Raw genomic sequence first — 14,699 nt, 5'->3', positions numbered from 1 at the left:
AACTTCCCAGTCATGAAAAAAGTCCTTGTTCTGGCCCTGTCGCTGATGCTGGGCGGTGCCGCCGCCCAGGCCCAATCTACTCCCGCTGCCGCCACGCAGGCCGCCGGCCCGCAGATTCAGTTTGCCGAAATGAAGTACGACTTCGGCGTGATTAAGCCCGGCGACGTGGTCGACCACACCTTCACGTTCAAAAACATCGGCACGGCGCCGCTGGTCATTTCCAACATCCAGGCTAGCTGCGGCTGCACCACCCCCGAGTGGACGCGGGAGCCCGTGATGCCCGGCAAGACCGGCACTATCACCGCCAAATTCAACTCGGCCGGCAAAATGGGCATGCAGAACAAGGTCCTGACCATTGACTCCAACTCGGCCTCCGGTCAGGTGATGGTATCCTTGGTAGGCGAAATCCGGGAAGGCGGCGCTACTACGGCTGCCGCCGCCAATCCCGCCAAAACTGAGGTAACCGCCCCCGCCGACGCCAACGTGAAGCAGAAAACCAAAATGGGCGACGCCAAAATCAAGGCCAAGCACAAGAAGAACTCGTAGGTCGGTTTTGACCTCCAATAAAGAAGGCGCCTCGTGGATACGGGGCGCCTTTTTTGTGTTCTGTTCGCACGTTATTTGGGCGCCTTGGTAAAGCAATCAGCGGGGTGGTACTAGCCAGCAGAAGCCCACCCGGCTGCGCCTGATGGGCCACCACCTCCCAGGCTACGCTCAATGCCATATGCTTCGCGCCACCTTGGAAAGAGTCACTACTACGGGCGCCCGCAACGAGAAAAGCCACCCCCTACACCCCCAGGTTCAGAACTATGGCTGCGTGCACATAGTCGGGGAGCCGGGCGGGTAGTATTTTATTATGAGAATACGGCTATATTTCTTTCCCGGCTCCAACGCCCGGACCCCGGTTATTTATTCACTCCTTTATGCCTGCCCAATGGCCAAATACCAATCCCGATTCGATAATTTCTTTCTCAACCTGCGGCTGAACCGCGCCGAGTTTGGCGACATGGCGGCCTTCACGCTGGCCGCCCTGCGCAAAGCCCCCGAGGCCGCCACCACCTTCAAAGACCTTATCACGGCCCTTGAGGCCGCCCTCACCGCTTACCAAGCCGCCCACAGCGGGCAGCTTTCCGGGGCTGGCAAGGAAGCCACCCTAACGGTGGCTCAGGCCCTTACCGATTTCAAGGGCTACGTGAAGCGCGTGGAGCGTAAGTACGTGAACCCCGCCTACGACGAAGGATCGGCCGACCTGGAAGCCATTTTCCCCCGGGGCCGCAGCGGCCTCACCGGCAGCAGCCAGGCCACCGTGCTCGAGGCCTTTACCGCGTTTCTGAATGCCCTGGCGGCCCGCGCCGCCGTGTTTCCGGTAGCCTTGCGCGAGGAGGGCGCCGCCCTGCACAAGGCCCTCAAAGGCGCCCTCCAGCGCGCCGACGGTGCCCAGAAGGACACCAAGACCGGCCGCACTGACCTCCACGACGGTCGCGAGGCCACCTGCCGCCAGCTGTTCCGCGCCTACGCCCTGCTGCTGCTCACCTACTATGAAAACCCCAGGCGCGCCGCCGCCTTTTTCGATTTAAGCCGGGCGTTGATTTCAAAGTCGGGAGGCAAGCCGCCTAAGGAGTTGCTACCACCTCAGTAGCGGGGAAAGCCACTCTGTAGCAAAGAGGCCGTGGTACGCGCGTACCACGGCCTCTTTGCTGCTGAAACGGCCGCCGTACGCGCGTACCATTAGCATTTTGCTGCTGAAACGGGCATGGTACGCGCGTACAGCGGGCATCTTGGTCCTGAAATAGGCTTGGTACGCGCGTACTATGGCATTTTGGGGCCTGGACGGTCATAGTACGCGCGTACCAAGCCCTCCTGGCTGCCGAAATGCCAATGGTACGCGCGTACAGGCCGAAATAACTTACCTAATGGCTTTAGTCGAAGGGGGCGTAGGCTGCAATGCGCCAGTGGCCGGGCGACTTAAGCACCAGGCTCAGCTTGTAATCGACGGTGAAGCAGAGGTCGGCTGTGCGGACGTAGCCGAGCGGGCGGTTGCGCATATCGGAGACGCGCACCCAACTCGCGCAGCTGGAATTAGGCTTGTTCGGACAATACAGCTCTGCCCAGTTTCTACCCGCATCCTGTTCCTCATCCACGTTCACCACGCTGTAGGGTAAATGCGCCCGCACTGCTGATGCGGCCGAGGCTTGCACGTGTACTTCCGTGGCGGGCTTCAGGCATACGGCCGCGGTATACCAGTCAGCGCCATTTGCGCAACTGATGCGCTCAGTGGCTTGGGCGTAAGGCAGGCGGAACTCGCGACCTTCGTCGCCCTGCGTGAATACACCGCCTAGCGCCAGAATCCGCCGAAGCTTGGGCCAGATGGGCGAAGCCGTGCCCCGGTGCAGCTCTCAGGTACGAGCAAAATCGCGGGACCCGTATTCGCCCCCTCCGTAGCTCGAAACGGTATTGGTGTCGACTAAGGCCAGTAGCCCCTGCGCATCCCGCGCCTCAACAATGCGGTTGAGGTTTGCCAGATAGATCCGGAGGGAAGAATCCTGCCGGCTTTCATCGGCGGGCAAAAGCTGGCAGGCACGCAGTCCCGCCGAATCGATAGGCTGCGTGAGGTCGTACGGCTTTTTGACGGTTTTCTCATCAGCCTCGGCGGCTACTGGCGCTGGTGGTGCTGCCGAGGGCGTTGTCGCCAGTGTATCGGAGGAGCTTGGGGCGGCAGTCGAATTTTCTGGGGTCCGGGCACCATCCTGGCTGCAAGCGGTACCAATAAGCAAAACAGCGAATAGCCAGCGAAACGACATAGTCATACAAGTAGGGGCCACTAAGCTAGACGTTTTGTTTAGCAATACATCGGAGTAGCTTGGTGACGTTGGGGCAGTCCAAACGACCTTTTCGCGGCGTATCTTTGTTGATTCCCTGCCGGCCTGGTGCCGGTGCTATCATCCACGAGAGAGAACCCCGAGAGTTGAAAGTCTGCATTGCCGAAAAGCCCAGCGTAGCCCGCGAAATTGCCCACGTGCTGGGCGCCAGCCGCAAAATGGATGGCTACTTCGAGGGCAACGGTTACCAGGTTACCTGGACGTTTGGGCACTTCTGCCAGCTGCGCGAGCCCGAAGACTACCGCCCCGAGTGGAAGCGTTGGAGCATCCACGACCTGCCCATGCTGCCCGAGAACTTCGGCATTAAGCTTATGCGCCGCGACGACGGGGTGGTGCGCCAGTTCAACGTCATCAAGAACCTGCTGGCCTCGGCCGAGGAAGTTATCAACTGCGGCGACGCCGGGCAGGAAGGGGAGGTCATCCAGCGCTGGGTACTGCTGGAGGCCAAGTACCGCAAGCCCATCAAGCGCCTCTGGATATCGTCGCTCACCGAGGAAGCCATCCGCCAGGGCTTTGCCAACCTGCGCGACGGGGCCGAGTTCGAGAAGCTCTACCAGGCCGGCAAAAGCCGCGCCGTGGGCGACTGGCTCCTGGGGCTGAACGCCACGCGCCTGTTCACGCTCAAGTACGCGCCCGGGCAGCGCCAGGTGCTCAGCATCGGGCGGGTGCAAACGCCCACGCTGGCCTTGCTGGTGGACCGCTACCACGAAATCCAGAACTTCCGGCCCGAGCCTTACTGGGTGCTGCGCACCGAGTACCGGGGCACGATGTTCAGCCACGTAGCGCCCGTAAAGAAAGGCAAGGACGATGATGAGCCCGACGAAAAGGCCCGCCTGAAAGCCCGCGGCTACTTTGTAACCCAGGAGGAAGCCGATGCCGCCATGGCCGCCGTGAAGGACGTGCCCCTGATGGTAACCAACGTCGAAATCAAGAAGGCCCTGGAAAGCCCGCCTGCCCTGTTTGACCTGACCTCCCTGCAGGTGCAGTGCAACAACCAGCTGGGTCTCTCGGCCGAAGACACGCTCAAAACCGTGCAGGGCCTCTACGAAAAGAAAGTGGTGAGCTACCCCCGCGTGGATACCACCTTTCTGCCCGACGACCAGTACCCCAAAATTGCGGGCATCATGCGCGGACTGGGGGCCTACGCGGGCCTCACCGCCCCGCTGCTGGCCGCCAAAATCAAGAAGAGTCCCAAGGTCTTCAACAACAACAAAGTCACCGACCACCACGCCATCATTCCCACCGGGGCCAGCGCGGGTGGCCTGGGCCACCACGAGCAAAGTGTGTACGACATCATCGTGCGCCGCTTCTTGGCCGCTTTCTACCCCGACTGCGAAGTCTCCAACACGACAGTAACCGCCGACGCGGCCGGCCGCACCTTCCGGGTGCGGGGCCGCCAGATCCTCAATCCCGGCTGGCGCATCGTCTACGGCGACCCGGAAAAGCAGCAGGCGCCCTCGGCCCCCAAAGCCGCCGGCGAGGGCGACGATGACGTGGTAAACACCGTGCTGCCCAGCTTCGAGAAAGGCGAAAGTGGCCCCCACAAGCCCCGCCTGGACTCCAAGATGACCCAGCCCCCGCGCGAGTATTCCGAGGCCATGCTTCTGCGCGGCATGGAAACCGCCGGCCGCAACGTAGACGACGAGGAGCTGCGCCAGGCCATGAAGGAAAACGGCATCGGCCGCCCTTCTACGCGGGCAGCCATCATCGAAACCCTGTTCAAGCGCGGCTACATCCGCCGCGACAAAAAGAAGGTGGTGCCCACTGCCACCGGCGTGGAGCTGATTGGCCTGATCCGCAACCCCACGCTCAAATCGGCGGAGCTGACGGGGCAGTGGGAGCGGAAGCTGCGCCAGATTGAAGGCGGCCAGCTGGAGCCCGAGCAGTTTCTGAACGAGCTGAAGGGGCTGGTGCGCGAAATGGTGCAGGAAGTAAAGCAAGACGGCTCCGGCCGCGGCATCAGCATCCACAAGCCCGAGCTGGCCGACCTCACCGGCCAGAAAGCCGCTGTGGGCGCCAAGGCCAGTGCGCCCAAGGCCGCGCCTACGCCCGCCGTTCCGGGGGCGCTGGGGCCGTGCCCGGCTTGCGGAGGCGGCCACGTGCTGCGCGGCAAAACGGCCCTGGGCTGCTCGCGCTGGAAGGAAGGCTGCCAGTTTCGCCTGCCTCCGGAGTTCGAGGGCAAAAAGCTCACCGACAAGCAAGTAGGCGACCTGCTCAAAAAAGGCCGCACGCCCGTGATGAAGGGTTTCCTGAACGATGCGGGCGAGAAGTTCGACGCGGCTATCCGCCTCACGCCCCAGCGCACCCTGGAGCTGGTGCGCGCCGCCGAGAGCAAGCCCACCACGCCCACCGACCCCGGCCAGATACCGTGCCCGGTGTGCCGTCTGGGCCAGATGCTAAAGGGCAAAGGTGCCTGGGGCTGCTCCCGCTTCCGCGAAGACTGCCAGTTCCGCGTGCCCTTCGAGTGGGGTGGCAAAACCCTCACTGACGCCCAGATGAACCAGCTCCTGCGCAAAGGCAAAACCGGCGTCATCCGCGGCTTCGTGTCCAGCAAAACCGGCAACCGCTACGAAGCCGTGCTGCAAGTAACCCCCGAAGGCCGCATCGAGCCGATTTTCGGGCAGAGCTAACCCCGTCTGTCATGCTGAGCGGAGCGAAGGACCTTAGCATGTTAGGATAGATTCTAACATGCTAAGGTCCTTCGCTCCGCTCAGCATGACAGTAAACGTACTTTTTATAGATTCCAGAGGAGCAATAGTTAGTCAAAACAATGAAAGTTAATAGTATCCTGTTCTTACTGTTCGTGTGGGTTCCGTCAGCATTGGCTCAGCCAGCGGGTCAATTAGGTGCGCTAAATACAGACGCTGCTGTTCAGCAGATGGTCCGATCGTTGGATGACTATTACAAGAATTTCGTTGTGGATTCCCGGCTTCGTTTTGCCGACAAGCGCGTACAGCAGCTGTACAAGCGCGAGAAAGTGAAGGCATGGGAGAAGGCAGATATTGACGGGAATGGTTTGATAGACATGCTCATTACTGGTACACATTATGATGAGAAAAGTAAAGTCATCTGCGTGTTGAATATGGGCGACAGTCTGGTCCTGGAAGATTTCGGCCGACAGTTTTACCGTTATTGTCCGGTAGCGCGCATTGTCTATCAAGGAGTCCAACCGCTGATTGCGTATGCGGATTACGGTAGGCCCTTCCTGATCACGGAACCGTTAGAGAAAGATGGCCGCCAAGAATTCCTGCTGTCATACCGTTTTGGGGGATTGATAGAATATAATCCTGCTCCAACAAGCGCCCGAGTTGATAGTCTTCTGTATACCTCTCACTTCGCCTATCATGAGGTTGAGGAAATATCAATACGTATTGGACCTCAGGACAGCGTTATCTATAAATCTTGCGAGTATCCAGTGCTGGATGAGGCAAAAAAGAAGTGTGAGGACTTGGCTACTAAGCTCACCAGTCGTGCACAACAACAAGTGGGCGAACTTTTGAATTACCTGCAACCAGACAAGCTGAACCGTACCTATCGGATCGGCCACAATCACGTGCCATACATTGTGCTGCACGTGGTGTACGCAGATGGTCGTCAGGTGCAAGTGGACGATAAGGGGGGAATAGGCTCGTTTGGCTTGACTCGCTTATACACATTGCTGCATTCTCTTCGCAAGACTCAGAGTTGGATACCAACTAAAAAATGATAATTCCATGTCTCCCCAACTCGGAAAAACCCTTATTTTCCTTGGCCTCGCCATTGTGCTGCTGGGCGCGTTTCTATGGCTGGGTGGGGGCCGACTGCTGGGCTGGTTTGGCCACCTGCCTGGTGATATTCGGGTGGAGCGGCCGGGGGTTCGATTCTACGCGCCTATAGTGTCTATGCTGCTGGTGAGCCTGCTGCTAAGTGCTGTGCTCTGGCTGTGGCGGCGGTGGGGTGGGTAAGGCGCGGGCCGTCGGGCCGTCGTACTCGACGATATTCTCCACCATTCCCCGAAAAATGACGGCGTGGAAAGGCACCAGGGAGTACCAGTAGAGGCGACCTGCCAGACCCCGGGGCCGGAATACGGCCAGCTGCTCCAGGGTGTGGGTGCCGTCGTCGTTGGGCAAAATCTGGAACTGCAGCCAGGCCTCGCCGGGTAATTTCATTTCGGCATAGAGCAGCAGGCGGCGGGCGGCACGGTCGGCTACCAGCACGCGCCAGAAGTCGAGTGGGTCGCCGGCGCGCAGGTCGGTGGGGGAGCGGCGGCCCCGGCGCAGGCCCACGCCGCCCACTAGCTTATCCAGGAGCCCGCGTACCCGCCACAGCCAGTCTACCTTATACCAGCCCCGCTGCCCGCCAATCTGCCACACATTGCGACGCACAGCCTCCGGGTCGCGCCGGAAGCGCAGGCGCCGGCAGTCCTGCAGAATACCATGCCTGGGCAGCTGAATGTGGTCCATGTAGGCCGGAGGCATCACCCCGCTGCTCAGGGCATCGCTCCAGCTGCTTACCACCTCGTTCTGCTCGATGCGCTGGTAGGCCAGCTCTACGGCGGCGCGGTAGGGCATGCAGGCGTGGGGCACTACGGCCTCAATGCTGCGGGCCGGGTCCACGATGGTGTCGTTGCGGAGGCTTTCTACCAGGCTTTGGGCCAGCGAAAAGGTGGTGCTGGTCACCAGATACAGCCACCAGGAGGAAAGGCGGGGCGTGAGTACGGGCACCGTAAAAATATAGCGCCGGTAGCCCCGGATACGGGCCAGCTCCAGCAGCATCTGCCGGTACGTCAGCACATCCGGCCCGCCCACGTCAAAGGAGCGGCCCTGGCAGGCGGGGTTGTCGAGCACGGCCAGCAGGTAGTGCATCACGTCGCGGATGCCCAGGGGCTGACAGCGCGAGTTCAGCCAGCGCGGCGTCACCATCACCGGTAGTTTCTCCACCAGGTCCCGGATGATTTCAAACGAGGCCGACCCTGACCCGATGATGATGCTGGCGCGCAGGACCGTGAGCGGGGCGCGGGCCTGCTTGCGCAGCACCTTTTCCACAGCCTTGCGGGAACGAAGGTGCACACTCAGGGCGCGGTCGTTGGCAATGCCAGAAAGATAGACCACCTGCCGGGCCGTGGTGCGGTTGAGGTACTGCGCGAAGTTGTGGGCCGATTCCTGCTCCAGCCGGAAAAAGTCTTTGTCGTGCCCGCTCATGGAGTGCACCAGGTAGTAAGCCGCCTCCACGTCAAGCGGCAGATCAACCAGAGAATCGGGCCGTAGCAGGTCGCCCTGTACTACGCGCACCTGTTGGCGCACCGCCTCGGGCATGGTCACGCGGCGCGCATCGCGCACAAGGCACGTGACCTGATGACCGGCCTGTACCAGCAGAGGAAGCAAACGCTGGCCAATGTAGCCATTGGCACCAGTAAGCAGAATGTTCATGGCCAGGCGGTAAGTGGTGGGACTATACTAACTTCCCGTTACGGGTTTAGTTCGGTAAGAGGTCATAGGAGTGTCCCATTCCTCTGTTGGCCGAACGTTAGGCTGGAAGACCAAGTAGGCTGTATAGCCTTGAACGGCTTAAGGAGCTACACTTAGTCGGCCTTTTTGACCAGAGCAGGAGGCACGCAAAACCACTTGCCGCAAAGGATTTCGGCGTAATATTTACATTATCGTTTATGTAGATGAAGACGGTTTTAAAATTTATCGTCATAAAACGGAAGTGCGCTGTTGGTTATCTGTGACAAATTTGTTAACCTTGCCGTGTTTCCCAGCCAACAATAGTTCTGCTAACCTGTTGCAGAAGCGGAAACAAGGTCCATTGCCCACAACCAGGGCGAGGGCCGCATGAACCCCTCTTTTTTTTGCCTTCTTACACAAACGATTGTGAAAGTATCAAAAACACAATCGTTTGTGTTGTCAATAAAAATTCCCACATTTCTTCCCTTATGAAAAAGCCCATACCCCTTGCGCGCCGGCTAACGCTACCGGCACTCCTGTTCTGTGCTCCCCTGGCGCTGCTGAGCGCAACGGCTCAGGCAGCCCACCGGCCGGACACCAGTAGCCTCGGGCTGCGGCTGGCCGACTTAACGGTGAGCGGCCGGGTGACGCAGGAGAACGGTGACCCGCTACCAGGCGTGACGGTGCTGGTAAAAGGGACAACCAACGGTACGTCGACCAACTCCGATGGGTCATTTGTCATTTCCGCGCCATCCGGCAGCACCCTCCTGTTTACGTACATTGGGTATGTGCGCAAGGAAGTAGTGGTACCAGCAGGCAGCACGGGGACAGTAACTGACCTAAACGTGACGCTGGTAGAAGACGTGAATGCCCTGAGTGAAGTAGTCGTGGTGGGCTACCTCACGCAGGACCGTCAGAACGTGTCCAGCGCCGTGAGCAGCCTGGATGTAAAAGAGGCTACCAAGTCGCCGGTAGCTACGGCCAGCCAAGCCCTGCAGGGCCGCATTGCCGGCGTGCAGGTGCAAGGTTCCGGTGGTCCTGGCGACGCCCCCGTTATCACCATTCGGGGCATTGGTACCCTTGGCAACGCGGCCAGCGGCCCACTCTATGTAATTGACGGACTCTGGACGGAAAACATCCGTGACCTGAACCCTAACGATATTGCCACTCTTACGGTCCTGAAGGATGCTTCCTCCACGGCCGTTTATGGGTCGCGCGGAGCCAACGGGGTTATTCTGATTACCACCAAGAAAGGCAAAGCCGGAGCACCCTCCATCAGCTTTAATAGCTACCGTGGGGTAGACAACGTGTACAAGCGCTACAACCTGACCAACGCCAGTGAGTGGGCCGACCGCGCCGTGGTGGCCTACGCCAACGCCGGCCTCGACCCCCTCAACAACGGCCAGAACAGCTTGGCCGGGGCCGTGAAAGGACCGGGTGGAGCTTTCAACCCGAACATTGATACCGACTGGCAGGATGAGTTTTTCCAGACCGGTACTTTGGAAGATTACAACCTCACATTCTCGGGCGGCAGCACGGGCGACAAAGCCACAACCAACTTCCTGATTTCCGGGGAGTACTTCCACCAGGAAGGCATTGTGAAGGGCCCCGACTTCAAGCGCTACAGCCTGCGCCTAAACTCGGGCCTGAGCCGGGGCCGCTTTAAGCTCCAGCAGAATGCCCAGTTCACCCACCTGGATGTAACCCTCCTCAACGGGTTTCCCTTTATTGATGTGCTCACCATCATTCCGAGCATTCCGGTGTACGACGCGGCCAACGAAGGTGGCTACGGCACGGGTTCCCCCATCCTGAATACGTTTGCCACCAACCCTATTGGCGCCCAGGAGCTGCTGCGCCGTACCCAGGCCGATAACCGCCTGGCCGGCAACATCAGCGCGGATTTTAGCCTTTTCGACTTCCTGACCTATCGGCTGAACCTCGCTCTCGACGGCCACACCTACAGCAACGCCGATGCCCAGAAGGCCGGCATCATTCGCCAGAACACCCGCATCCCCACGGCTTCCCTATCGGAGTTCCTGGGCTATGACTTGTTCATGATGGCGGAAAACACGCTGAACTTTAACAAGAGCTTCGGCGACCACAACGTGAACGTGCTGGGCGGCTACTCCCAGCAGGCCTACCGCCAGCACAACGTAAGTGCCCAGACCCAGGGCTTCACCACCGTGCCTCAGTACTACTTCGAGTTAAGCGCGGGACAGGAAAAGGGCGTGATTTCGGGCATTTCTACCGAGAATGCCCGCCGCTCCTTCTTCACCCAGGCTACCTACGACTACAAAAACCGCTACCTGGTTTCGGCCAGCTTCCGCCGCGACGGCTCCTCGAAATTTGCGCTCCAGAACCGCTGGGGTAACTTCGGGGCCGGCTCCCTGGGCTGGCGCGTCAGCGAGGAAAATTTCTTTGAGGGTCTGCGCCCCGTGATTAGCAACCTGAAGCTGCGCGCCAGCTACGGCGTGAATGGCAACGACGGTCTGTTTGGCTCCTACGGCGGCAACTACCTGACCACGCCCATTGTGGGGCAGAACGTGAACTACGTGATTGGCACCGACCAGCGCATCGTCAACGGCTCGGCCCAGCTGGCGCTGGCCAGCCCCGACCTGCAGTGGGAGGAGCGCTACACCAAGGACGCCGGCCTGGACCTTAGCCTGCTCGACGGCCGCCTCAACTTCTCGGCCGATTACTACATTGCCGAAACCCGCAAGGCCCTGGCGCCGGTGCAGGTGCCCACCTACCTGGGGCACTTCGGCGACGTGCTCTACCAGAACGCGGGCAACCTGGAAAACCGCGGCTTCGAGCTGGAAGTAGGCTATCAGCAAACTAAGTCGGACTTCACCTACGGCGCCAATTTTACGTTTACCACTATCAAAAACCGCATTACGGCGGTGCCGGTGCAAGGCCAGACCTTCGGGGGCGGCGAGGGCGTGACGCGCTCCGAGTTGGGCACGTCGTTGGGTGAGTTCTTCCTGATTCCCTTCGATGGCATCTTCCAGTCGCAGGAAGAAGTGAATAACTACAAAAACTCGGCGGGCAAGGTGATTCAACCCTACGCCTCGGCCGGCGACGTGCGCTATAAGGACGTGAACGACGACGGTAAAATCGACAACTCCGACCGCATCTTCGCCGGGCAGTCGATTCCGAAGCTGCAGATGGGCCTGAACCTGAATGCCGGCTACAAAGGCTTTGACCTATCGGTGTTCCTGCAGGCGGTAACGGGCAACAAGATTTATAACGTAGCCCGCCGGGCCCTGGAAAGCTACAACGGCCCCAACAACTACAATGCCGACGTAACGCCCTGGACGGCCGAAAATCCCTCCACCACCACGCCTCGTCTGCTGCAGGGCGGCGGCGCCGGCGCCCTGGGCGAGGCTGCTGCTTCCAATGCCATGTTCAACACCACCCGCTGGCTGGAAGATGGGTCTTACTTGCGCGTGAAAAACGTGCAGCTGGGTTACACTGTTCCCAAACTGCTCACTAGCCGGGTACCCAGCCTGGGAAGCGTGCGGGTGTACGTAACGGCCCGCAACCTGTTCACCTTCACCAAGTACACGGGATTCGATCCAGAAATCACCGGAACCGGCTTCTTCAGCCGGGGCGTCGACGACAGCGCTTACCCCAACGTGCGCAGCTTCACCGGCGGCCTGCAGGTGAACTTCTAATCTGACCCGGAACGTGCTGCTGAGCGCTTCCCCCACCTTACCGCTTTTGCTTCCGATATGAAACTCCATAAAGTAGCCACCCTTGTGCTGGCCGGCAGCCTGTTCCTGACGACGGGCTGCGAGAAAGACCTCCTGGATAAAACCAACCCCAATGCGCCCTCAACTTCTCAGTTCTGGAAAACCCAGGACGATGCCGTAAAAGGGGTATTTGCCTGCTACTCGGGTTTGCAGCAGTTTGCCTGCTACTACCGCAGCTGGCACTTCATGGCCCACCGCTCCGATGAGTCGTACAGCCAGAGCCCCTTCGTGGAGCTGGCCAACTTCACGCGCTTCATCACCCCCGACAACAACTTCTTCATCTCCTCCTTTGCCTGGAATGACTACTACCGCACGATTTACCGCACCAACCAGGTGCTGAACAACGTGCCCGGTATCAGCATGGACGAGACATTGAAAAAGCGGCTGCTGGCCGAAGCACGCTTTGTGCGCGCCCTCTCGTACTACGACCTGGTGTACTTCTTCGGCAACGTGCCCCTGATTGTGGACGAGCCCGTGGTGACCACCCGGGCCGTGCAGGCCACGCCCGCCCAGACGGAAGCCCAGATTATTGCTGACCTGCAGGCCGCCATTCCCGACCTGCCTGTGACCTACGGGGCCGCCGACAAAGGCCGCGTGCCCAAAGGTGGGGCCCAGGCCCTGCTGGCCAAGGTGTACATGCACCAGCGTAAGTACACCGAAGCATCGGCCCTGTTTACGGAAATTATCAACAGCGGCCAGTTTGCCCTCGTTTCCAACTACCTCGACAACTTCACCGATACCAATGAGAACAACAGCGAGTCGTTGTTTGAGGTGCAGTTTACCGGTGCCGTGCTGGAAGTAGGGCAGGGGCAGGACAACGCTTCCGCTTCCGAAAGCCACGACCGGCCCAACTTCTTCGGCCCTCCCGGTCCTACGTTTGCCGACGTGCAGCCCCGGCGCTGGCTGCTGGAGGCCTACACCGATTCCACGGTGTCGTTTGCCCCGGGCAGCACCACCAAGCACCTGATTGACCCGCGCCGGGACATTAGCATCATTCACGCCGGCAACCCCGACCGGTTCTACGGCAAGACGTTTGGCGAGTGGAACTGGAACCCCAACCAGCAGTACTGGCGCAAGTACCTCAACGACCGTACCCGCACCAACGAGAACTTCACCTCCGGCATCAACCACCGCGTAATTCGCTACGCCGATGTACTGCTGATGCAGGCCGAAGCCCTCACTGAGCTTAACCAGCTGGCCGCCGCACTGCCACTGGTAAACCAGGTGCGCCGGCGCGTCGACCTGGCCCCCCTCACGGGCAGCTACACCCAGGCCCAGCTGCGCCAGCTGATTCGTAGTGAGCGGGCCAAGGAACTGGCCGGCGAAGGCACGCGCTGGTTTGACATCCTGCGCTGGGGCCTGATGGACGACCAGGCCGGCATCGAGGAGCTGAAGTCCCGCGACGTGGATTTCGTCAACTTCCGCCTCGGCATTTCCAAGCTGCTGCCCATTCCGCAGCGCGACATCGACATTGACCCGGGCGTAAAGCAAAACCCGGGCTACTAACGCTGCTACGGCCGGCGGCCCCGCGTGGGGTCGCCGGCTTCCTGCTTATGGCTTTTCTAACTTCTTCCTGGCTGATGGGTACCGGGAGCTGGTGGCGCGGGGCGCCCCTGGCTGTACTGGCCCTGGTGCTGAGCTGCGGCGGCCCCGACCCCGCGCCGCCTGCGCCCGCGCCCCCCGCCCCGGCCAACACCTTCACCAATCCGCTGCTGCCCGTGGGCGCCGACCCCTGGGTAGCCCAGCGCGACGGCTACTATTACTACATGCACACGGCCTATAACGACCTGCGCATCTGGAAAACGGCGAAGATGAGCGACCTGGCGTATGCTGCCAGCACCATTGCCTGGCGGCCTCCCGCCTCGGGACCGGCCTCCGGCAACCTGTGGGCACCCGAGCTATATTTCTTTGACGGGAAGTGGTACATCTACTACTCCGCTGGCCCCGAGGGCAGCGACCTGGGCCGCCAGCGCACCTGGGTGCTGGAAAACGCCAGTCCCGATCCTACCCAGGGTACTTGGACGAATAAAGGCCGGATTTTCAATCCCACGGAAGACTTCTGGGCTATTGATGGCACCGTGCTGGAGCAGAACGGCAACCGGTACTTCATCTGGTCGGGCCACAATGGGCAGGACGGGGTGCAGCGCCTCTACATTTCGAAGATGAGCAACCCCTGGACACTGGAGGGGCCGCGGGTAGAGCTTTCCCACCCCGAGTACAGCTGGGAAACCGTGGGGCCACCTTACGTAAACGAAGGTCCCGAAATCCTCAAGCACGCCGACAAAACCTTTCTGGTGTACTCGGCCAGCTTCTGCGGCACCGATGACTATTCCCTGGGCCTGCTCACCACCTCGGCCACGGCGGATCCTATGCTGCCGGCCTCCTGGCACAAATCCGACAAGCCAGTGTTTTCCAAGAACGCAGGCAGCCGCGCCTATGCCCCGGGCCACAACGGCTTTTTCGTATCGAAAGACGGGACGGAAAACTGGCTGGTGTATCACGCTAATGCCAATCCAGGCGAAGGATGCTTTGATGAGCGCAGCCCCCGGATGCAAAAGTTTACCTGGAATGCCGATGGTACGCCTAATTTCGGCAGCCCCGTTCCCATCAACACGCCCCTGGTTAAACCCAGCGGCGAGTAG

At 60.3% G+C, this 14,699-nt stretch carries 11 protein-coding genes; 8 read left to right on the top strand and 3 right to left on the bottom strand.

Features of this window, described 5'->3' with window-relative positions:
- Positions 1-12: 12 nt before the first annotated feature.
- Entirely contained in the window at positions 13-546 is a 534-nt protein-coding gene (locus tag FY528_RS17760) for a DUF1573 domain-containing protein (RefSeq protein ID WP_149072371.1), read from the top strand.
- 388 nt (positions 547-934) lie between these two features.
- Positions 935-1,639, top strand: coding sequence for a hypothetical protein (locus tag FY528_RS17755; RefSeq protein WP_149072370.1), 705 nt, complete (start codon positions 935-937; stop codon positions 1,637-1,639).
- A 280-nt stretch (positions 1,640-1,919) separates the two neighbouring features.
- On the opposite strand, the gene FY528_RS17750 is transcribed toward FY528_RS17755, so the two are convergent.
- Entirely contained in the window at positions 1,920-2,198 is a 279-nt protein-coding gene (locus FY528_RS17750) for a hypothetical protein (protein WP_149072369.1), read from the bottom strand.
- Between the two features lie 198 nt (positions 2,199-2,396).
- Positions 2,397-2,801, bottom strand: a complete 405-nt coding sequence (locus tag FY528_RS17745) for a hypothetical protein (RefSeq protein ID WP_149072368.1) — start codon at positions 2,799-2,801, stop codon at positions 2,397-2,399.
- 164 nt (positions 2,802-2,965) lie between these two features.
- On the opposite strand from FY528_RS17745, the gene FY528_RS17740 reads away from it, so the two are divergent.
- The 3 genes from FY528_RS17740 to FY528_RS17730 all read left to right on the top strand — a co-directional run bounded on the left by FY528_RS17740 (position 2,966) and on the right by FY528_RS17730 (position 6,823).
- A complete protein-coding gene (locus FY528_RS17740; RefSeq protein ID WP_149072367.1) occupies positions 2,966-5,509 on the top strand; it encodes a type IA DNA topoisomerase in 2,544 nt (847 codons plus the stop codon).
- 140 nt (positions 5,510-5,649) lie between these two features.
- Positions 5,650-6,585, top strand: a complete 936-nt coding sequence (locus tag FY528_RS17735) for a hypothetical protein (protein WP_149072366.1) — start codon at positions 5,650-5,652, stop codon at positions 6,583-6,585.
- Positions 6,586-6,592: 7 nt separating this feature from the next.
- A complete protein-coding gene (locus tag FY528_RS17730; protein ID WP_149072365.1) occupies positions 6,593-6,823 on the top strand; it encodes a DUF2905 domain-containing protein in 231 nt (76 codons plus the stop codon).
- Here the strand turns inward: FY528_RS17730 and FY528_RS17725 are convergent.
- Positions 6,782-8,287 (bottom strand): SDR family oxidoreductase, encoded by a 1,506-nt coding sequence (locus FY528_RS17725; protein ID WP_149072364.1) that lies wholly within the window; start codon positions 8,285-8,287, stop codon positions 6,782-6,784. The two genes, FY528_RS17730 and FY528_RS17725, sit on opposite strands and share 42 nt — an antisense overlap.
- A 506-nt stretch (positions 8,288-8,793) precedes the next feature.
- Between FY528_RS17725 and FY528_RS17720 the strand changes: the two genes are divergently transcribed.
- The 3 genes from FY528_RS17720 to FY528_RS17710 are packed head-to-tail and all read left to right on the top strand — an operon-like array spanning position 8,794 to position 14,699.
- Positions 8,794-11,979 carry a SusC/RagA family TonB-linked outer membrane protein gene (locus tag FY528_RS17720; RefSeq protein WP_149072363.1) on the top strand — a complete coding sequence of 1,062 codons (3,186 nt, stop codon included), beginning with the start codon at positions 8,794-8,796 and terminating at the stop codon, positions 11,977-11,979.
- 57 nt (positions 11,980-12,036) lie between these two features.
- Complete coding sequence (locus tag FY528_RS17715; RefSeq protein ID WP_149072362.1) at positions 12,037-13,563, top strand: RagB/SusD family nutrient uptake outer membrane protein; 1,527 nt, start codon at positions 12,037-12,039, stop codon at positions 13,561-13,563.
- 47 nt (positions 13,564-13,610) lie between these two features.
- Positions 13,611-14,699 (top strand): glycoside hydrolase family 43 protein, encoded by a 1,089-nt coding sequence (locus FY528_RS17710; RefSeq protein WP_222931836.1) that lies wholly within the window; start codon positions 13,611-13,613, stop codon positions 14,697-14,699.

Origin of the sequence: Hymenobacter lutimineralis (assembly GCF_008271285.1) — a bacterium.
GTDB lineage: Bacteria > Bacteroidota > Bacteroidia > Cytophagales > Hymenobacteraceae > Hymenobacter > Hymenobacter lutimineralis.
The sequence above is the reverse complement of the archived record's forward strand: the minus strand, read 5'-3'. Positions and strand labels throughout refer to the sequence as shown.

Excerpts from the sequence above, each read along its gene's own strand:
- FY528_RS17725 (WP_149072364.1), bottom strand. The coding sequence starts at position 8,287 with ATGAACATTCTGCTTACTGGTGCCAATGGCTACATTGGCCAGCGTTTG.
- FY528_RS17755 (WP_149072370.1), top strand. The coding sequence starts at position 935 with ATGGCCAAATACCAATCCCGATTCGATAATTTCTTTCTCAACCTGCGG.
- FY528_RS17710 (WP_222931836.1), top strand. The coding sequence starts at position 13,611 with ATGGCTTTTCTAACTTCTTCCTGGCTGATGGGTACCGGGAGCTGGTGG.
- FY528_RS17730 (WP_149072365.1), top strand. The coding sequence starts at position 6,593 with ATGTCTCCCCAACTCGGAAAAACCCTTATTTTCCTTGGCCTCGCCATT.
- FY528_RS17735 (WP_149072366.1), top strand. The coding sequence starts at position 5,650 with ATGAAAGTTAATAGTATCCTGTTCTTACTGTTCGTGTGGGTTCCGTCA.
- FY528_RS17720 (WP_149072363.1), top strand. The coding sequence starts at position 8,794 with ATGAAAAAGCCCATACCCCTTGCGCGCCGGCTAACGCTACCGGCACTC.
- FY528_RS17760 (WP_149072371.1), top strand. The coding sequence starts at position 13 with ATGAAAAAAGTCCTTGTTCTGGCCCTGTCGCTGATGCTGGGCGGTGCC.
- FY528_RS17745 (WP_149072368.1), bottom strand. The coding sequence starts at position 2,801 with ATGTCGTTTCGCTGGCTATTCGCTGTTTTGCTTATTGGTACCGCTTGC.
- FY528_RS17715 (WP_149072362.1), top strand. The coding sequence starts at position 12,037 with ATGAAACTCCATAAAGTAGCCACCCTTGTGCTGGCCGGCAGCCTGTTC.